This is a genomic window from Leptospira dzoumogneensis (genome assembly GCF_004770895.1).
Taxonomy (GTDB): Bacteria; Spirochaetota; Leptospiria; order Leptospirales; family Leptospiraceae; genus Leptospira_B; species Leptospira_B dzoumogneensis.
Genome location: NZ_RQHS01000010.1, coordinates 337,344 through 355,855, shown reverse-complemented (window position 1 = coordinate 355,855; position 18,512 = coordinate 337,344). Strand labels below are relative to the sequence as shown.

The 18,512-nt window shown below is 42.5% G+C and carries 15 protein-coding genes; 4 read left to right on the top strand and 11 right to left on the bottom strand.

Annotated features, from left to right (window positions below; translation table 11 throughout):
* Window positions 1–76 precede the first annotated feature (76 nt).
* The gene (locus EHR06_RS07495; protein ID WP_135756416.1) at window positions 77–835 is read right to left on the bottom strand and encodes a hypothetical protein; all 759 of its coding nucleotides are present in this window, start codon (window positions 833–835) and stop codon (window positions 77–79) included.
* A 329-nt stretch (window positions 836–1,164) separates the two neighbouring features.
* Here EHR06_RS07495 and EHR06_RS07490 point away from each other — a divergent pair, with 329 nt between their 5' ends.
* Window positions 1,165–3,000: an alginate export family protein gene (locus EHR06_RS07490; RefSeq protein WP_244288532.1), complete on the top strand. Its 1,836-nt coding sequence runs from the start codon at window positions 1,165–1,167 to the stop codon at window positions 2,998–3,000.
* Between the two features lie 231 nt (window positions 3,001–3,231).
* Window positions 3,232–4,638 carry a cytochrome c biogenesis protein CcdA gene (locus EHR06_RS07485; protein WP_135756468.1) on the top strand — a complete coding sequence of 469 codons (1,407 nt, stop codon included), beginning with the start codon at window positions 3,232–3,234 and terminating at the stop codon, window positions 4,636–4,638.
* 315 nt (window positions 4,639–4,953) lie between these two features.
* On the opposite strand, the gene EHR06_RS07480 is transcribed toward EHR06_RS07485, so the two are convergent.
* Both EHR06_RS07480 and EHR06_RS07475 read right to left on the bottom strand, forming a co-directional pair.
* On the bottom strand, window positions 4,954–5,916 hold the full coding sequence (locus EHR06_RS07480; protein WP_135756414.1) for a prolipoprotein diacylglyceryl transferase: 963 nt from the start codon (window positions 5,914–5,916) through the stop codon (window positions 4,954–4,956).
* Window positions 5,917–5,987: 71 nt separating this feature from the next.
* The gene (locus tag EHR06_RS07475; RefSeq protein WP_135756413.1) at window positions 5,988–7,004 is read right to left on the bottom strand and encodes a M23 family metallopeptidase; all 1,017 of its coding nucleotides are present in this window, start codon (window positions 7,002–7,004) and stop codon (window positions 5,988–5,990) included.
* Window positions 7,005–7,063: 59 nt separating this feature from the next.
* On the opposite strand from EHR06_RS07475, the gene pcnB reads away from it, so the two are divergent.
* Entirely contained in the window at window positions 7,064–8,542 is a 1,479-nt protein-coding gene (gene pcnB / locus EHR06_RS07470; protein ID WP_135756412.1) for a polynucleotide adenylyltransferase PcnB, read from the top strand.
* Window positions 8,543–8,548: 6 nt separating this feature from the next.
* On the opposite strand, the gene recJ is transcribed toward pcnB, so the two are convergent.
* The 6 genes from recJ to EHR06_RS07440 all read right to left on the bottom strand — a co-directional run bounded on the left by recJ (window position 8,549) and on the right by EHR06_RS07440 (window position 14,027).
* Window positions 8,549–10,453: a single-stranded-DNA-specific exonuclease RecJ gene (recJ, locus tag EHR06_RS07465; RefSeq protein ID WP_135756411.1), complete on the bottom strand. Its 1,905-nt coding sequence runs from the start codon at window positions 10,451–10,453 to the stop codon at window positions 8,549–8,551.
* A 2-nt stretch (window positions 10,454–10,455) separates the two neighbouring features.
* On the bottom strand, window positions 10,456–10,776 hold the full coding sequence (locus EHR06_RS07460) for a bactofilin family protein (RefSeq protein ID WP_010515397.1): 321 nt from the start codon (window positions 10,774–10,776) through the stop codon (window positions 10,456–10,458).
* Between the two features lie 209 nt (window positions 10,777–10,985).
* Complete coding sequence (locus EHR06_RS07455; protein ID WP_100707025.1) at window positions 10,986–12,155, bottom strand: iron-containing alcohol dehydrogenase; 1,170 nt, start codon at window positions 12,153–12,155, stop codon at window positions 10,986–10,988.
* An 82-nt stretch (window positions 12,156–12,237) separates the two neighbouring features.
* Entirely contained in the window at window positions 12,238–12,561 is a 324-nt protein-coding gene (locus tag EHR06_RS07450) for a flagellar biosynthesis anti-sigma factor FlgM (RefSeq protein ID WP_008592868.1), read from the bottom strand.
* A gap of 12 nt (window positions 12,562–12,573) precedes the next feature.
* Window positions 12,574–13,323: a 16S rRNA (cytidine(1402)-2'-O)-methyltransferase gene (gene rsmI, locus EHR06_RS07445; RefSeq protein WP_135756410.1), complete on the bottom strand. Its 750-nt coding sequence runs from the start codon at window positions 13,321–13,323 to the stop codon at window positions 12,574–12,576.
* Window positions 13,320–14,027, bottom strand: coding sequence for an LIC11073 family putative lipoprotein (locus EHR06_RS07440; RefSeq protein WP_425269492.1), 708 nt, complete (start codon window positions 14,025–14,027; stop codon window positions 13,320–13,322). The genes rsmI and EHR06_RS07440 overlap by 4 nt, the downstream gene beginning before the upstream one ends.
* A gap of 77 nt (window positions 14,028–14,104) precedes the next feature.
* Between EHR06_RS07440 and EHR06_RS07435 the strand changes: the two genes are divergently transcribed.
* The gene (locus EHR06_RS07435; protein WP_425269484.1) at window positions 14,105–14,824 is read left to right on the top strand and encodes an LIC_20245 family lipoprotein; all 720 of its coding nucleotides are present in this window, start codon (window positions 14,105–14,107) and stop codon (window positions 14,822–14,824) included.
* A gap of 245 nt (window positions 14,825–15,069) precedes the next feature.
* Here the strand turns inward: EHR06_RS07435 and nadE are convergent, their stop codons facing one another.
* Both nadE and EHR06_RS07425 read right to left on the bottom strand, forming a co-directional pair.
* Window positions 15,070–16,959: an NAD(+) synthase gene (nadE, locus tag EHR06_RS07430; RefSeq protein ID WP_135756408.1), complete on the bottom strand. Its 1,890-nt coding sequence runs from the start codon at window positions 16,957–16,959 to the stop codon at window positions 15,070–15,072.
* Between the two features lie 314 nt (window positions 16,960–17,273).
* A complete protein-coding gene (locus tag EHR06_RS07425; protein ID WP_135756407.1) occupies window positions 17,274–18,509 on the bottom strand; it encodes a 3-deoxy-D-manno-octulosonic acid transferase in 1,236 nt (411 codons plus the stop codon).
* Window positions 18,510–18,512 lie beyond the last annotated feature (3 nt).

Below are 18,512 nucleotides of genomic sequence, written 5' to 3'. Positions count from 1 at the left end.
CAGAGAGGTGGGATGTAGGAATTCCAACAAAACGCAAGAAAACTTTGCGACTCCGTGCCTCTGCGTGAGAATGCAGCTAAGGGATCTGATCTAGGTTCGGCTTATCTGCTTCCGGATATTTTGCCAGATAAGCTCCCACGGTTTCTCTTTTTTTAGTCAGCCTTTCCCTATGATCGGAAATGATCTGCCCGAAGTCCAGCTTGCCAGTGATGATCTCGTATCTTTCCGTTTCTATGGTGCCTAGATCCAGATCATAATCTATCTCTGAAGCTTGATCTGCGTATTTTCTGGAAGCTTCCCAATAAGGAATAGCTTCTTTATAAAATGAATCCGCAACTTCGAAGGATTGTTTTAGCTCGTGTGCAAAATCTAAATTATAAAAATATAAATGTCTTTTGTCGAATTGAGAAGCTATCCTCATATAGGATCTCATGATCTGCAGATTCATGTGCATAAAGATCAGAAGTCTGTATTTATGATATTCTTCTTCATTGGTTACTCTACAGAGTGCATTCCTTGGATGACGGAATCTTTTTTGTAATCCGGCCTTTAGAAAGAATATATTCCTTCTGAGTTCATTCTCTTTATAATGAAGTTTAAGACCATACATCTCGTAGTAGTCTTCTAAAAATTTCGGTTCCCATTTATGGAGTTTATAGGGTACCCAGTCCGAAAACTTGGTATATACACCGTTCTTCTCGTATTCGTAATTATAATCCAAGTCAGGTTCCGTGCTGATGGAGACTGGAATTGGATTCAATTTTTGTAATGTAGGGGAGAATAGCAGAAAGACTAAGATGCTGGCCCTGGCTATATATTTGGTCTTTCTAAGCATTCTATCTTATTCTATCGGTCTTTCCGCGCAATCCTGGATGGAAAAGAAGTTTCGGAATATTCTACTTTAGCAGAGGAAATGCCGATTTGTCATATTAAATGTAAGTTTTCTATTCAAAAAAGCGACTGAAGGTCAAAAAATCTAGGAAAATATCAAATAAATTGTTTACAAAATCTGCTAAACTCTAATTTATATCCGCTATATTGGATTTTAATCCAAAATAAGGGACTCCCCATATGTTAAAAAATACAATTACGAGCCGACCGAGTCGGAACAAAAAATATTCACTCTTGCCAGTTCGACTCTTTTTGTCTTTCGGGCTTTTCGGATTGGGAACCCTTTGGGCCCAAGATGCAGCACCTCCTAAGCAAGAGACAGTGACTCAGGCGGAGACTACTCCAGCCAAGCCGGTCGCTTCGGAGGAAAAAAACACTGCTCCTTCTACCCAGACTCCTGCTGCAACTCCGACTAGTAATTCGGATGCTAAGGACAAAGATAAGGAGAAGGATAAAGCTCCTGCTGTTCCTTATAAAAGTCCTTGGAAGGGTAAGTTAGATGGGGAATTACTCGGGACTTTACTTTTAACTCCTGAACACCAGGATTCGATTAAAAAAAGTCCAAATCTTTGGATCACTGATAATCTTCGTTTCGGTATTCAGATCCGTCCTAGATTCGAAAATTTTAATAACCAAGACTTTGACAAATCCACAAGTGATTCCAAGAACTACGTTACGCAAAACAGCCAGTTCTGGACACTCTTAGATATCAACGAATCCTTCGCGGTAAAATTGACCATCCAAGACACTCGTTTGTATGGACAATATAAAGACCCAAGTGGGACTGGATACGGTCCAACTTCTTTCACAAATTCTATCGGGACTGCATACGCTCCGGGAAGCCAAATCCCGGTAAAAAATAATACGGATGTGCGGGAAGCTTATGTGATCTGGAAAGATTTTCTTCCTTATACAAAAATGTATTTAGGTCGTCAGGTTTTCTCTTATGGGGATTCCAGGATCATCGGTGCTCGTAACGATAGTCAGATCGGTAACTCTTTCGATGGGGTAAGAGTTGCATTCGATACTAAGACTTGGTCTACTCATGCAGGTTATACCGTTCTTGCAGAAGAGAGTAATGGCCCGAACGGATTTGTAACTGCGAATAGCCAGAAAGTCAGCGGAGCAAGCGCGCTGAATGATACTTATCTTGCATTCTTATACAATACTTGGAAACCTTCCGAAGAGTTAGTGGTAGATCTGTATGAGATCGGTGTTATCAAAAAGTACAATACTACTACCGCTTCCGGTCCACTTGTGGATCCGAATCTAAGAACAAACGGTAGAGATAATCTATTCACTACCGGTATTCGTCTGAGCAATAGAACCGCTTCCGGTAGAAGTCTTCCTGCAGGAAAATCCTGGGACTGGGGTGTAGAATATGCGGCCCAAACAGGAAGCACCGGTCAGACAATAAACGCTTCTTGGGATACTCTGAATACTACCATCGGATCCGGTGCGAACAAACATGCTGCCTACAAGGAAACTGTTCAGCATGACGCTTCCTTCTTTTTGGCTCAAACAGGTTATAACTATAAAGGTTTCCGTGTGGGAGTCCAATTTGCAAGAGCCTCCGGTGACCCGAACAGAACCGACGGAAAATCCGCAACTTGGGATCCACTATTTGCTACAAGATCCGGTGGATTCCCTTATTTTGACTCAGGGAACGGTATTGCAAACGCTGCCTTCTGGGCGAACGTAAGAACTTCTTCCATTCATCTACAATACTATGATGATACTTGGGGAAGATTCATTTTCGCAATTTATGATATTCGCAAGGATAAGGTCCAAGACGCATGGTATGACGGTAATAGGAACGCAGTTACTGGAACAACCGGATACGATGCGAACGGTAATTTTGTTGCGAACAAAACTGTTACAGGAAGTACCGAAAACGCTGCCAATAATCCTTTCCTGAAAAATTGGCAACCTGGGCACAGACTTTTACTGGAATATGATCTGATTTATATCAAGAAGATCAATGACTACTTCTCCATCTGGGCAGGAGCCACTGTCCTTTACGCGGGAGACGCGATCAAAAACCAAAAACAATTCAATTTCGATCGAAATAGTACCTATTTCTCACTCACTCTTCAGTTCGCCATCTGAAGTAGCCATCCAGCTCATGCCCGGTCTTTTTTTAGGAAAGGATCGGGCTTTTTCTGTCCTTTCTACCTTTCCGCTTCGTCCAAACAAGTACGGACCAAATCTAGGGGTCACCGATCCGGGAATTCAGGATTGACCATACTTTTAGAAATCGCAACTTGGTTTCGAGGTTATGGAGCCGATAATGAATCTTAGGAGAAAGACAAATCCTGTTTGGGTCTAATCGTCCATCTCATGAAGAAAATTCGGATCCTTCTCTCCTTAATGTCTGGTCAAAGAGCCGGACTTCTAATATTCTTCTTTTTCCTAACTAGCTCCCTGCAAGCCCAATCCCAGGTAGTCTCCGAATCCTGGATGTCTTCTCTAAACAGATGGTTGGAGACGGGAATTTCCGGTTCAGAGTTCGGATTTCATTCCGCGATCTTTCTGGTCTTGGGAGGGCTTTGTGCCAGCCTCCTTCCTTGTGTTTATCCTTTGTATCCGATCACGGTCGGGATTATAAAAGCAAGGGGGGAAACCGCCACAAACAAAATGTTCCACCCTTTGGTGTATTATGCCGGGCTGGCTTCCATGTATTTTTGCTTCGGTCTTGTGGCGGGAATTTCAGGCGGAGCGTTCAATACTGTTTTAAGATTTCCTGGAACGAATCTATTTTTAGCCGTAGTTATTTTTTTATTGGGACTTGCTTCATTAGGAATTTTGCATTTACCGATTTTTCCCGTAAAAGAATGGAAAGGATGCCAAGGATGGAAGGGGACTTTCCTTTTGGGTATGGGAGCAGGTTTTTTATCTTCTCCTTGTGTAGGTCCGATCGTAGTTGCGATTTTGATCCAAGTGACTGCAGGGGTCCAAAGTATCAGCGTTTATTCTTTAGCTGTTTCCGCATTCAAGATGGCTTTGTTCGGACTAGGACTTGGATTGCCGTTCTTATTTTTAGGAGTGTTCGGTCTTTCTCTTCCTCGTGGAGGTAGATGGACCAGATGGATACAGATCGTTTTAGGATTTGTGGTCTTCTATTTTGCATGGTCTTATTATAATAAGGCAATGCAATTATGGTCCGTTCCTCTCGATCTGAGTCTTGGGATCCTGGTTGCTGCTCTTGGAGTTTTAGCAACTGCATACTTTTACCAACCGGCATCACTTCTTCGCACTGAAAGAATGAAGAAAGCATTACTTCTTACCGGATTGATCTGTTCCAGCGCCATCCTGATCCGGCTTGCAGGCTGGGGTGTTGCTCCCGGCGGGATCAAGAAGGATCTAGTGGAAGAACATGGGAATCTAGAGTGGCATAGGATTTCCGATACCGCATTCGAGACAGCTAAAACCGAAGATCGTTTGGTATTTGCGGATTTTTATGCGGATTGGTGCTCTAACTGTAAGGCTTTCGAGGACCTTACCTTATCCGATACGAACTTGAACCAGGCACTCGGCAAAACCATTCTTTTAAAGATCAAGGACGATGATAAGGATTTTCTAATATATGAGAATGATCCTAGATTTCCTGAATTAAAGATCGGACTTCCATTCTTTGTGATCTTCTCCCCGGACGGTAAGGTCCTTTTTAAAACTACGAATTATTTGAATACTGCTGATATGATCCGCACTATCAAAGGTGAGAATATCCACGCCTCAGGCGAATAGCTGCCAAGGGTTCGCACCGAGGGCACAGAGAACACAGAGGGTTTTTCACGCAGAGTCGCAGGTTTTTTATCCCACGCAGAGACGCTAAGACGCAGAGTTTTTATCACGCGAAGGATTCTTGGTAATAACTTTGCAGGAACTCTTACGAGTTATACAACGAAGGACCAGAAGCTGTGTTGGAACTCCAACAAACTTATCTTTTTTACCCTCTGCGGCTCCGCGCCTCTGCGTGATTTAAAATTCCCTCTGTGTTCTCCGTGAACTCCGTGCGAAAAATTCTTTTAAGCTTTGTGCCTCTTAAAACTCCGCGTCTCCTTAAGCCGGGACCGGCTCCTTCTCCCAGAGTTTCCATTTCACTAAGAAATAAATCCCTACCAGTATGATCGCGATAGATACGTACTGGGATTGAGAAAATCCATGCCAGTAGTATCCGTTTAAGAAGGTAGTAGTTTCTCCGGTTGCTCCCGGAATGTTTGATTGAACCGGTGGATCAAAGAATGGGATCACTGCCTTATTCACTCTTAAGAATTCAATCGCTAATCTAGCAAGTCCATGCAGGATCAAATATTGAGCGCCTAAGCTGAATTTTTTGAAGTTTTGGAATCTTGCCCATTTTTGGAAATAGATGAAGAATAGAAAAGATACGAATGCTTCCATGACAGGAGTATTCCAAACTGGAACACCGCTTGGAACGGCACTTGTCGGCCAGTAGGTGAATGTTAAAAGTGGGATATGTTGGTGAGTCGCAAATCCGTAACAACCGTCTCCGGAAACAAAACATCCTAATCTACCGATCGCATAACCCAATGCCATGCTTGGAATCGTAGCGTCCAAGTAGGATTTTACATCCAATTTGTTTTGGATCATGTATAAGCTAATGAATAGTATCCCGAATAGGAATCCTCCGTAAAATACCAAACCGCTTCCGGAGAATAAGCTGGACCAAAGTCCTGGACGACCTGGGAAACCATCGGCGTGGGTGAGTGGATATAGATACTTTCCGTCAAATCCCGGGGTATCTACGAATATTTGGTCCCAGATCTCGAAGATAAAAAATACCTTAGCGCCTACGAATGTTCCAAAAACCCCTAAGATCAAAAGCCAATCTGCATGAGACGGTTCTAAGTTTCTTCTTTCTAGTTCTTTTGGCAGGAGATAGGAAGCCGCTAAAAATGCGATGACTACTAAAATGCTGAATGTGGAAATTCCTTCCCAACCGCTGCTGATGTATTTCTGGACGAAAGGTACTAGTCCGGGAATATCTATGACTTTATACATGGTTCCTTCTTTGGATCTTTTTTCCCTTATATTCGTTCCCCGAATCGGGAAAGTTTCGGAGAGATTAAAATTTATTCCATATTTACGAATTCTGCAGGATCCATAGGAGGATCGTAACCTATATGGACCTCGTAATGTACGTGAGGGCCTGTGGCCTTTCCTGTGGAACCTACATTGCCTATATGCTGGCCTCTTGTGACAATCTGTCCTTTTTCTACAAAGACTACGGAACAGTGTCCATACACTGTATAAAATCCGTTCAAGTGATTGATACGAATACTTTTTCCGAGTCCACCTGCGGACTGTCCATTATCTTCTATCACACCTGGAGCCGTCGCATAAATAGGAATTCCTTCGCCTGCAGCAAAGTCTATGCCTGAGTGGAACTCTCCCATCTCCACTAGACCGAATGGATCCACCCTTCCTCCGAAAGTAGAAGTCACAAATCCTACTCCGGGTTTTAAAGGACGGCCTCTTGGCATCGCGTATAGAATGGATTCTCTTTCTTCCAAATAATCGAATGCGTTTTGGAAGGCATGTTTGATCTTGTATAATTCAATATTTCTTTCTGCAAAACCTTCCACAGTATCCGAATATAGATCCATGTTAGTCGAAGATTCCGGAACATTTTTCTTTAAGCTGAACTCAGGTACATAATCGAAGGTGAGAATTCTTTTCCAGGGAACTTCTTCCCAGGCGACTAGGTTTAACTGTTCCGTCTTTTTTTCTAATCCGGAAATTTCTTTCTTAGCGTCTTTTAGAAGAGAGTTATAATAAAGAAACAGCCCGACATTATTGTCGGTCTCTCGGATCAACTCACGATTCGGTACAAAGAAGAAGTTCATATAGACCACGAATGCACTCGCGAGTAGAAAAAGTAGGACGGAAAGCACTCCTAAAAACGCGGCCATAAAAACGCTAAGCTCCACATTCAGCACAGCTTCGTGATCGTGAGGTACGAGTAGGAAAGAAATTTTGCGAGAGCCTTTTTCTTTGATTTTTAGCCAGGAAGAACGTAAACGAAGATACTTGATCTTCAGCCTTTCTGCGGCTCTGGGGCGGTCTTCGAACTTTGCCTCGTTGTTCATAGATTTTTACTTGCAGGTAGGGGTCCGACGGGGATTATAGGACTTAACTATCCCATCATATGAAATTTCTGTCCAATCTCTTCAAGAAAAAAATAGGATCCGTCGACGACATTCTTATTTATCCGGAGGGACGGAGGTTCTATCGGGATTCTCATCCGATCCGTAAGACAATGATCGACGAGGATGCGGTAAAGATCATCCACCGTCTCCACAAATTCGGATACAAGGCCTATATCGTGGGTGGGGGAGTTCGTGACCTTCTTTTGGGACGCAAACCGAAAGATTTCGACGTGGTCACCAACGCGACTCCGAATCAAATTAAAAAAATCTTTAATAACTGCCGTATCATCGGTCGTAGATTTAAGATCGTTCATATTCTTTTTAAGGGAAAGGTGATCGAGGTCAGTACTTTTCGTTCTCTTCCGGAACATCGTTTCGAAAAACATGTAGAGGATCAGGACTATCTGATCAAACGAGATAACAAATTCGGTACTCCGCAGGAAGACGCTGCCAGAAGAGACTTCACGATCAACGCGTTATACTATGATATCCGCAATGATTCCATCGTGGATTATGTGGGCGGATATGAAGATATCCAAAGCAGACAACTCAGAGTGATCGGAAATCCGGATATTTCTTTTAGAGAAGATCCTGTGAGAATGTTGCGTGCAGTAAAATTTGCCGTGCTGCTTGGTCTTAAAATAGATAAGGGAACTTCCAAATCTATCAAGAAGAATGTACACGAGCTGGAAAAAGCCTCCTCTTCCCGTATGTTGGAAGAATATAATAAAATTTTCCGCACCTGGAGAACTTCCCTTATTTTCCAGGGAATGGCCCAAAATTCTCTTTTAGAAGTTTTACTCAAAGAAGCATTCGAGAGAGAACGCAAAAAAAATCCGGACTTCGGAGAGAAGTTTTTGGAAACCAGAGTAGGGAAACGTTTGGCGATCGCAGACAAACTTCTTTCCGAAAGAGAGGAGCTTACTCCTCAGATATTTTATGCACTTTTATTTTCCGATCTTGCAGAAGAGTCTTTAACTAAGAAGAGCGGGGGGCATTTAGTTGCTTCTTTGAAACTCGCTTTGGAGCCGATTTTCCAAAGATTAGGAACTCCTAAAAAAGATAAGGAAAGACTGATCAAGGTATTTGCGTCTCAGGAAAGATTTACTCATATAGAAGACGATAAAGCCTCTCAGAACAATTTTTTCCGTAAGAAAGACTTCTTCTACGACGCGTTTTACGTTTATAAGATCAATGCGATCGCGGACAATAATGATAAGGCTCTACAGTCTGCATTCTTCTGGGAAATTTCACTTCGCAAAAGACCTGTTCTACCGAATAGTATCGGAGGCGGAGGCGGAGGAAGAAGAGAAGGCGGACAACAGGGTGGACGTCCGAACCGAAACCGTAAAGAAAGAGAAGGCGGCGGCGGTCGATTCAAAGATCGTAACAGAAAGGGCGGCCGTCAAAACGGGGAACAGTCCAAACAACAGCCGGAAGCGAGTTCCGAAAATTCCGATTATAACGAATCGGATTGATATTGATCATTCGAAAGATTGGATCACGAACTGAAGGCTTGTTTTGCCTCTGAAAGTGTTCTCTTCTAAACTACCCCAAAGATCCAACTCACCTTTATCTCTTAAAGTTTTCGAGAATTCTTCCGCCTTATTCCAGACAATACATTGTATGGATTCGGAAGAGGCTAAAATTTTGAACCTTGCATGTTTGCCATCCGACAAAGGACGATAAGAAAGTATTCTTGCTCCTTTTATGGAAAGTAGTGGAGCAGGATTTTCCATACCGAAAGGTTCGAATAATCCAAGCTCTGTATATAAGTTTTCTCTTAACTCTTGGGGTCTTAGACTCACCAAACTTTTCGTCTCTTCTTGTAAGCCGGTAATATTTTCCGATTCCAGCCAGCTTCCCGCTTCTTGGAAAAGAATTTCCGCAAGTTTAGGGATCTGGTCTATGGAAAGAGAAAATCCTCCCGCTTCTTTATGACCGCCGAATTGGTGAAAAACATTCTCCGCTTTTTTGAGAAGGTTTAAAACATTCTCACTTCCGTAAGCTCTTACACTTCCTTTTGCATGTCCGTGATCGGGCGCTATGAATACGACGGGTCTTTTGTATTGTTCCACAAGTCTTGTGGCAACGATCCCTGAAACTCCAGGTTCAAAATCGGGCTCATAACAGAAAAGGATCGGTCTTTCTGTTCTTTCTCTTTTTCTTTTTAGAAAACCTTCTACCCTGAATAAATTTCTTTTGGTCCTCTCTCTTCTTTCTTCATTTAATTTGAGAAGGTCCGTTGCCAAAGATTCCGCTTCCTTATCCGAGTTCGAAAGAAGAAGTCCGAGTGCAGCTTCCGTTTTTTGCATTCTGCCGGCAGCGTTCAATGCGGGACCGATGCTCCATCCCAAATCTCTGGAGAGTACCTTCTTCTTATCTAGATCCAATTGAGAGAAAAGTTTTTCCAAACCGGGACGATGTGAAAATTCTCCCGTTTTGATCTTTTGTAGAGTAAAACAACCTTCTTTGACTATGATCCTATTTTCTCCCACAAGAGGCATCATGTCGGTGATCGTTCCGATAGAAGCAAGATCTAGATTTTTCAGGACTTGTTCCCAGATCGCAGGAGAAGAATGGATTTGAGAATAGAAAACTTCTCTTTCAGGATACTGAGTTTTAGAAGTTGTAGGCCAATCTATAAAAGTCCCGGAAAAACGTTTTTCTGCTTCCGACTTGTCTCCTTGGAAAAGTTTGATCCCGTTTTTTACAAGAGAACCGCTGAAAAATGTCTCTCCATCCGGTATCCAGACCAAAGAATTATAATATTCTAATGTAGAATAAAGCCATGCAGTGATCAGTTTCCAGGAAATAACGGAAGTGCAGATCTTTTCCGTAGGATAAAGGGAATCTCCTCTTTTAGGAGAGATAAGTTTGCAAGAAGAAGGTATTCTGTCCGGAATTTCATGGTGGTCCAGGACCACTACCTGCATTCCTTCTTGGTTCAATTCTTCTATTTCCGCGCTATTGCTTGTTCCGAAGTCAAGTGTTACGAGCAGGTCGGGTTTGACTTCTCTCACATATTTCATCGCAGGTTCGCATAGTCCGTAATCTTCTTCGCTGGAAGTTTTGACTGTGAGTTTTCCCGGATGAATTCCTCTTAGAAAATTGGCGAGTAAACTTGTGGAACAAACACCATCGCTGTCCCTATCCCCATAGAGTAAGATGGACTTGTTTTCTTTAACTGCTGTTTGAAGAATGCGGATAGATTCATCCATGTCCGGTAATAAGAACGGAGAAGGAAGATCTGAAATATTTTGGGTGAGAATCTTAGAAGGATCAGAAACCCCTCCGAATTTTGTCCCGAACACATGGGACTGGAGGGGAGTTAGACCTTGTATGGAAGAATTTGGTAGGTTCTGAAAATCCGGTCCATGCTGGGGCATAATTACATGATGCAATTTCCGCTGAATTTTGCTCCTGATTCGATCTCAAGATCCGGGGTGCGAACATCTCCGACTAATTTTCCAGTCTTACGGACGGAAACTTTGGAGGCAGCGCTGATATTTCCTTTTAGATCTCCCTCGATTTCCAGGGTCCCTGTTTCGATATCGGCCTCGACTCTTCCGGTTTCTCCCACGATCAATGAGCCTGTGGTCTCAATGGTGCCCTTGAATTGGCCCTTGATCTTCAGTGCGTTATTGAAACGTAGTTTGCCTCGGAATTGGATGTCTTCCCCGATAATCGTGTCTATGGATTCTTCGCTCATGAGTCTCCATTTTTGGACCTTAATCAGGCCTTTCAAATGTTTTTCCCGACATAAGAAGATTTTTTCTCACGCGGAGCCGCAAAGACGCGGAGGGTCGGTTATTGGAATTCCACCAGGACGACCAACTTTAGCGCATGTAGGAACTCCTACATACCAAAAACCTTATAAAAAAATCGACTCTGCGACTTCGCGCCTCTGCGTGAAAATCTTTAAAACGCTGCGACTAGAATGGTCTCGATCTCGTTTTTAGGAAGTTCCCTAGGAAGGGAATCCAAGAAAGGAAAAGAAGAAGCAAGACTTGCGATCCCGGGAAGATCTATCTTACGAACTTCGTATTCAGAAAGCCTTTGAGGGATCTTAAGTTCTATATAAATTTTACGGATACCTTCCACCGCTTTGATGGCTGCCTCGATCACGGAAATATTGGTGATATCCTCGTCTAGGGCTTTTGCGATCATCACATATTTACCCGCGGAAGAGGTGAGGTTATATTCCATTACGTGGGGAAGAAGAATGGACATTGCCTGGAAAACATCCAAGTTCGTTAGGTTAGAAGCAGCCAAGGAAAGTGCATAACAAAGTCCTAATGAACTAGAAGAATGGGACATTCCTACAAGTAAACTTGCACCAAAGATCGCGTTTTTATACTGCAGATTCTTAGGGTCCCTGATCGCAGGCACAAGGTTTTTATAAATGATCTCTATCGCTCTTAAAGAAGAAGAGTTCGTAAGTTCATTTGAATATTTAGAAAGAATACTATCTACTGCGGCAGCTAAAATTCCCACTCCGACTTTCGCAACGTCCGCAGAAGTCATAAAGCTGCTGATCTTAGCGTCGGCGATCACCATCTCGGGGAAAAGGAACTCATTCGCGAAATAACGAACGGTTCTATCGTCATCCATATACACTGTAGCAGTAGGAGAACATTCCAGACCCATCACCGGATGAGTAGGGATTAGGATAAGAGGGATAGGTTTTTTAAGCCTAAGATTTTTTTTAAGAATAAAAACATCTTCTGCGAAAGCGTCGTTATTTGCGAGAAGTGCAACTAACTTAGCAGTATTTAAACTTTCGTAAGAACCGTAACCTATGATACAGTTTGCGTTGGAGATCCTGGCAAAATAAGCGGCAGTATCTAATTCTTTTAATGTAGGTTCCTTCTCTATATTATCATAGAGGATCACACCATCTATATGTTTCTCTAGAGAAGTTTTGATGATGGAGAACTCGTCCATATTCTCCAACTCGCTTTGAGTGGAAAGAATGACCGCACGATTGCCTATGTTCTTGACGAAGTTCCCCATTTTAAAGCCGCAATCGACTTCAAAATGGATTTTGGTGGGAAAACTAAAATTGATCCAGTCGGGGAGTATCGGCATTGTGTGTCGTTCTCCCTTTTAATTGAGAGGAAGTATGTAAAATCCGGAATCCAAGGGAAACAATTCCGGATTTAATTATGGATTAACGGCCTAAGAAAGATTCTGCGATACGATCAGCAACTGCGTTCAAGATCTCAGGGCTGAGATTATCGTAATCTCCATTCTTAAGTTTTTCCTTAACTTCTTTCAGCTTGGTAGAGCGTTCAGAATCCACCGGGCTTGCTACGATCTTTTGTGCGATCGTTTGCACTTCCGCTTGGATACGAGCTTCCGAAGCTTTTTGTTTAGCAGTGTCGGAAATAGAAATATTATCAAATGATTCTTTAGATTCAGATTTGCGTACAGGAGTCGACTTACGTGGCTCGTAAGATCCTCCGCCAATGCCGCCTATTTTATCGATAGTCATGGGTTTTCCCTCTCACTCCAAAGTATCGGCATCTCCGACACGTCCGTTAAGCATTTTTTTAGGATTTGTATAGATTAATACTACAAATTCGCCCTTTTCCGGGAATTTCAGGGATTCCAAGGCCTGAACAGGTTCTATTTTCAGGATTTCCTCATGGATTTTGGTCAATTCCCTTCCTAAAAGAATCGGAGAATTCGGAAAAATTTCCCTGATAGCGGACAGAGTATCCCTAATTCTATGAACGGATTCGAAGATGGTAAGAACTCCTTCGAAGTTTTCCCATTCTTTGAGCTGGTTTCTTTTTTTGCCCTTCTTCTCTGATAAAAAACCTAAGAAGAGTGAAGGTTGCACCTGCCAGCCGGAAACGGACAACATTGAGGTAAGTGCACTTGCCCCTGGGATAGGAACGATTGGAATATTCTCTTCTCTTAAGATCCGCACTAGTTGAGAGCCCGGATCTGAGACTCCAGGAGTTCCTGCATCTGAAACTAAAGCCAAAGTTTTTCCGGACTTCAGATCTTCTATAATACCTTTATAAGGTTCAGCGCCCTGGTCTTTATATAAGGTCCGAGCCTGGGTGGGAATATTATAGGTCTGCAGAAGTCTTCTGCTATGAGAAGAATTTTCGCAATAGATCACATCCACCTGCTTCAGGACTTGTACTGCTCTGAAGGTAATATCTTCTAAGTTTCCTATGGGAGTGGCAACTACGTAAGCAGCTCCTGGTCGTACGGTAAATTTAGAGTTAGGAGCTTCGCTCATAGATTGCAACCCGGCGGAGATTGTCCCGCAGGGCAGGCACAACCTGTGGCAGCAACTCCCTTAGTACAGGGATTACAAGCGGTTCCGACAGGGCAAAGAGATTGGGTAGAAGTAGAGCAGCTCGCAGTAGTACAAGCGCTAGGATTACAACTGGTATTGGTCCCACAATGGTCCGGATAAATGGAACTACATCTTGTGACCGGAGTGGACATATTAGAAGTGATCCCTGTATTCAATAATGCTCTTAATGTGAAAGTGTATACCTCACATTTTTGGAACATCTGCACAGGAGAGAACGGCTGGTAATTTTCGATCGTATTCGTTACTATATTAGAAGTGGAAGCTTGGATCGCCAACTGAGGAAAAGAAGGTTGTACCCCGTTTTCTAAATATAAATTTGCGTTACTTAGAGTTTCTCCCGCAGAAGGGATCGCGAAAGTAATATAAAGATTATAACCTACAAATTGAGGTTCCATATTCGTGATATAATACTTTAGATCGTACTCCGGCCTATGAGTATCCAGATTATCGTACTTAGCGGTGATCGAAAAAATTTGAGGAACCGCAACGGGAGTCAGGAACACAAAAGGGGATTGGGTTACCTCCGTATTCGTTCCGCATGAGGCAAAAAATAAAAAAAACGAGAATAAAACCGCCTGAACGACAGGGGTTTTTAGGTTGCCTGCCTTTAGGCTCTGCTGGATTCTAAATTTACAACCCACAAGGATAGAATTCGACCTTGGAGTGGTCTTACAACTAAAAAATATGGGGCTTCCTCATCGTGACTAGAGTTCGTACATTATTAATTTCAGTAGTTTTTATAGTATTCTTCATCTTCCTATTGGTAGTCTCATTTTGGACTGATGACGACGGTTCTGACTCCAAAAATAAACAAAGTGAAGCGGAAGCACTCGCCAGTATTTTCGGCGGGGGATCTGGATCCACTTCCGGGCGTTCCGGTTATGGTAAAACGGGTGCGGATCCTTCCTTGTTTGATTCCAATTCGGATTTTTATAAGGCCGGAAAAGCGGAATACCGTGAACCGGAAGCGGGAGAACCTTCTTCCGAAAATAAACCGGGAGCACCCGCAGCGGATTCGAATAATCCGGTAAATCCTCAGACTGGAAAACCATACACAAACGAGGAGATGGAAAGGTTCGCTCAACTGAAAGAAAAGTTCCCGAATAACTCACTTCTTCCTAGCCGAATGACTCCTGCGGAAAAAGAACAAAGAAAAGTTTTCGAACAAAGAGTTTCCGAGGCGACTCGTGCTGTCTTAAGCCGCACTGCATCCAAGGACCAAACCGTAACTTATTACGATTATATGGAGAAACAATCCAAGGACAGATTGGAGATCGTAAAATACTTGGTGGATCTTCAAAAAGGATCCGGAGATCCGGAGCAAGAGAAGAAGTTAGAAACCATCCAGCAAACTATGATCCAACAATTGGAGCAAGTGCAGAAGGATAAGCAAAGAGCTTACGAACAAGCCGGGTTGTGAGACGCGGAGTGGGGAGAGTCTCAGAGTTATTCTCACGCAGAGACGCAAAGCCGCGGAGAGAAAGATTTTTTGGGGAGTTCTTTTGTATCAAAACACTCCTTGTTCTTTGTAAGCTCCGTGTGAACTTAAAAAAAATTCTTAAAACAATTTTCACACAGAGTCACGGAGCCCAAAGGGGTAGGGGCGGGTCTACATCATCTTTACGGCTACACAAAAACTCTCTGCGACTTCGCGCCTCTGCGTGCCTAAAAATTAATCTCACTCAATATCGGAAAACGGAAACTGGACTTAGGATCCAAACCGTATTCATCCAAATGAAAAGAAGGCGGAAGCCTTTCTCTTTTCCATTGGCTTGCGGAGAATAATTTCAAAAATTTCTCTTTGCCTTCTTCCGCTTCTTTTGGATCGGACCATTCTTGCGAACCCAAAAGATTGTCAGGAGACTTACCTAGATACACAAAATTTCTTTCTAATTTTTGGAGAAGCGGATAAGGCATTAGATCCTTCTCATCTTCCTGTTTTTCGGACAGCGGTTTTAGTTCCGCTGTGGGTCTAGAATCTAAAATTCCTTCCAGTGCATTTATCTTAGGAAGAATAATATCTTTTCCTTCGTGTACATTTTTCAGCCAAGATAATACGAATTCTTTACTCACACCTGTGAGAGGAGCAACAGAACCGGAAGAGTCCCCGTCCATTGTAGTATATCCTACACTTGCCTCACTTCTGTTCCCTGTGGAAAGAAGAAGATGACCATTCAGATTTGCAAGTAACCAGATAAGAGGAGATCGAACCCTGGCTTGTATGTTTTGGAGTGCAAGATTATGATCTTTCCAATTTGGGACGAGACCTTTCACTGAGGAAATTTTTTCCAGCATGGATTTTACTTCCGAATCCACAGTGATCTCTGCATGAGTAAAACCTAATTCTTCCGAAAGTTGTTTTGCGGAATTTTTAGTTTGTTCCGAATTGTTTTCAGTTCCTTGGAAAAGTGTGAACAGTAGATTTTTAGGATCTAATCCCAAGGATCCCAAATACTTGGGTCCTAGTTCTTTCTGGGAGAATAGAATTCCTGCTTTTACAAGAAGTGCACAGGCGGCACTATCCGCTCCACCTGAAAGTGATAATGTGTAACCTTTCGTTTTGGATTTGATCAGATAATCGAATAAACCAAGAGAAGTTGCCCTGGTAAAATCCTGAAATAGATCCGACTTAGAGACTTGGACAGAATTATTAAAATTCTTTTGGGTTTTGAGTGGAAGTATCTCTATTCTTTGTAGGCCTTTTCCTCTGGATCTAAATTCTCTTGTGCCGGAAGATCTGAAATTTCTGGCACGATTTGATCTGAGTTCTATGGAATCCAAATCTAAATGAGTACTTTCAAAATCCGTAAAATGAAGTTTTGGACCTTCTTGTTTTACGTTCCCGTCCACGATCCCCATACATCCGCCTTCGAAGATCAAACGACCGGATTCGTTCCCGTCTAAATTTGCATAAAGGATTGCAGTGGAAGAATTTCTGGAAGACTCAGAGAACATTTTTTTACGTATCTCTTGTTTTCCCAAAGCAAAATGAGAAGCTCCAGGAGAAAGGATTAGATCAGCTCCTGCTTCTACCAAATATTGACCCGGTCTTGTTTGGACCCAGGAGTCTTCGCAGATCTCTATTCCGAAATTGAAATCTGCACTTTCAAAAAGTAAGGAACCGAAAGGAAGTTCTGATCCGTCGGGAGTGATCGCATAATTTCTGGATTCTTCTCCTTTTGTGAACCATCTGTTTTCGTAATGAACTCCAGTTTGAGCCAGGTTTTGTTTTGGGACGAGTCCCAGTATCTTGCCGTTTTGTAAGACCGCAGATACATTAAATAGATAAGGGCTTTGGAAGAATGGAAGTCCAACAATGACTGTTTTATCGGATGTTGCTTTAGCGATCTCTAAAAGACTTTTCCAGGATTGTTCCCAAACCCAAGGAAAATAGAAAGTGTCCTCGCAACCGTAACCCGAAATACAAAGTTCCGGAAAAAGAATAAGAGAAGAATTTTCGTTAGCCTGGATGGCAGCTAGGATCTTCTCTCGATTTCCCTTAAAATCCAGGGCGGTCGTTTTTAAACTTACTGCTGTACAACGGTAGACGGACATTTCCTTCCTAGTATCCTCACTTAGCAGTAATAGAAAAGGATTTTTTGTTTAGGAGTCGCAGAGGAAGGAGAGGCGCAGGGTTATATTTCACGCAGAGCCGCGGAGCCGCAGAGAGGAAGGTTGGGGGACATGGTGTTTGAATGTTGGAGTTCCAACATGGGGGATTTGCGCTGTAGGAATTCCAACAACGTTACAGTTTCCATGCGAAGCCTTAAGAGTAGAAGATTCTGGCTTTTAAGTTCCTAAAAACCTCCGCGTCTTAGCGTCTCTGCGTGCCTAAAAATCTCTGTGGCCTCAGTGCTCTCTGTGCGAACCTAAGCTCTTATCTCTTTGTAAATTCGCTCTGCTGCGCCTCTGCCTGTTTCCACAAATTGGCGATTGGAAAAACGAATGGCCTCTTTTCTTTCGGAGCTTAATTGAAGTATTTCTAAAACTTCTTCTTTTGTTCGGATAATGAATAGCCCGCCTCTATGATTTAGCTCTATCGCTTCAGGAGCATGAGTGATCCTTGGACCGCTTAAAAGTGGAAGTCCAAAGTAAGCAGGTTCTAGAACATTATGCACTCTATTATGGATTGCTCCGCCTATATAGGCAAAGTCAGCGGCCCTATACGCATGTGCCAAAATCCCAAGCACATCAAATAAGATCACCCTGGAAGAAAGTGAATCAAACTCGGTTCTAGAGTATAAAGTATAATCAGAAGTGAATGATTTAATTTCGGATTCTAACTGAGTAATTCTAGAAGGATCTGTTTTATGGGGGAAGATCCAGAAAGCAGTATTTTTAAGAGAAGATTCTTGCAGAAGTGGAAGTAATAATTTTTCACAAGGCTCGTAGGTAGAAGCGAGTAGAAACACTTGAGAGAAAGGATAATTTTTTGGTCTTTTAAATTCTCTTTGGCTTGTTTCTATTTTTTGGATCACAGAATCAAATCTGGAATCTCCAAGTGTTTTGATAGTTTTTTTCTGACCTAGTAATTCTTTAAACTTCTCTTCCCCGGAAGAATGAGAAGTTAGAATTTTATCGAATAATGAAAATGCCGCCTTGTAAAACTTCTTCTTTAGAAATCCTTTTGGAGGAGTGATGACCGCGGAGGCAAGGACGGTTTGGATCCTTCTTCTTTTAGCAGCTAAAAGTAAATTAGGCCATCGATCCCAGGCCATACATACTAAAACTTGGGGAGAAAATTTATCTAAAATAAAATCATAACTCCAAGGAAAATCCAAGGGAAGACGAAATTTCAGATCGGCCGGAAATGCCTCGAGACTAGAATCTCTTACTGAATCGGAAAATACACTTTGGAGAATAAAAGTTTCCGGCTCCTTCTTCTTATAAACTTGCGCAAGTGCCTTACATTGGTCCAGTTCTCCAACGGATGCCGCGTGTAACCAGACTACTTTTTGTGCCTTGGGTGCAAAAGGGTAGGAGAGTATCCTATGTTTATCTTCCTTTCTGGTTTTGAGAAAATTTTTTGCAGCCGGGATAAGATAGGAGAAAATGAAAATCCAGGGCCAAAGAAGGATCGTCAAAATCCGATACGTTATTAGCATAGT

Bases quoted from the DNA above. Each gene is read 5' to 3' on its own strand.
- pcnB (WP_135756412.1), top strand. From the start codon at position 7,064: ATGAAATTTCTGTCCAATCTCTTCAAGAAAAAAATAGGATCCGTCGAC.
- rsmI (WP_135756410.1), bottom strand. From the start codon at position 13,323: ATGAGCGAAGCTCCTAACTCTAAATTTACCGTACGACCAGGAGCTGCT.
- EHR06_RS07425 (WP_135756407.1), bottom strand. From the start codon at position 18,509: ATGCTAATAACGTATCGGATTTTGACGATCCTTCTTTGGCCCTGGATT.
- EHR06_RS07455 (WP_100707025.1), bottom strand. From the start codon at position 12,155: ATGCCGATACTCCCCGACTGGATCAATTTTAGTTTTCCCACCAAAATC.
- EHR06_RS07460 (WP_010515397.1), bottom strand. From the start codon at position 10,776: ATGAGCGAAGAATCCATAGACACGATTATCGGGGAAGACATCCAATTC.
- EHR06_RS07495 (WP_135756416.1), bottom strand. From the start codon at position 835: ATGCTTAGAAAGACCAAATATATAGCCAGGGCCAGCATCTTAGTCTTT.
- EHR06_RS07475 (WP_135756413.1), bottom strand. From the start codon at position 7,004: ATGAACAACGAGGCAAAGTTCGAAGACCGCCCCAGAGCCGCAGAAAGG.
- recJ (WP_135756411.1), bottom strand. From the start codon at position 10,453: ATGCCCCAGCATGGACCGGATTTTCAGAACCTACCAAATTCTTCCATA.
- EHR06_RS07450 (WP_008592868.1), bottom strand. From the start codon at position 12,561: ATGACTATCGATAAAATAGGCGGCATTGGCGGAGGATCTTACGAGCCA.
- EHR06_RS07480 (WP_135756414.1), bottom strand. From the start codon at position 5,916: ATGTATAAAGTCATAGATATTCCCGGACTAGTACCTTTCGTCCAGAAA.
- nadE (WP_135756408.1), bottom strand. From the start codon at position 16,959: ATGTCCGTCTACCGTTGTACAGCAGTAAGTTTAAAAACGACCGCCCTG.
- EHR06_RS07485 (WP_135756468.1), top strand. From the start codon at position 3,232: ATGAAGAAAATTCGGATCCTTCTCTCCTTAATGTCTGGTCAAAGAGCC.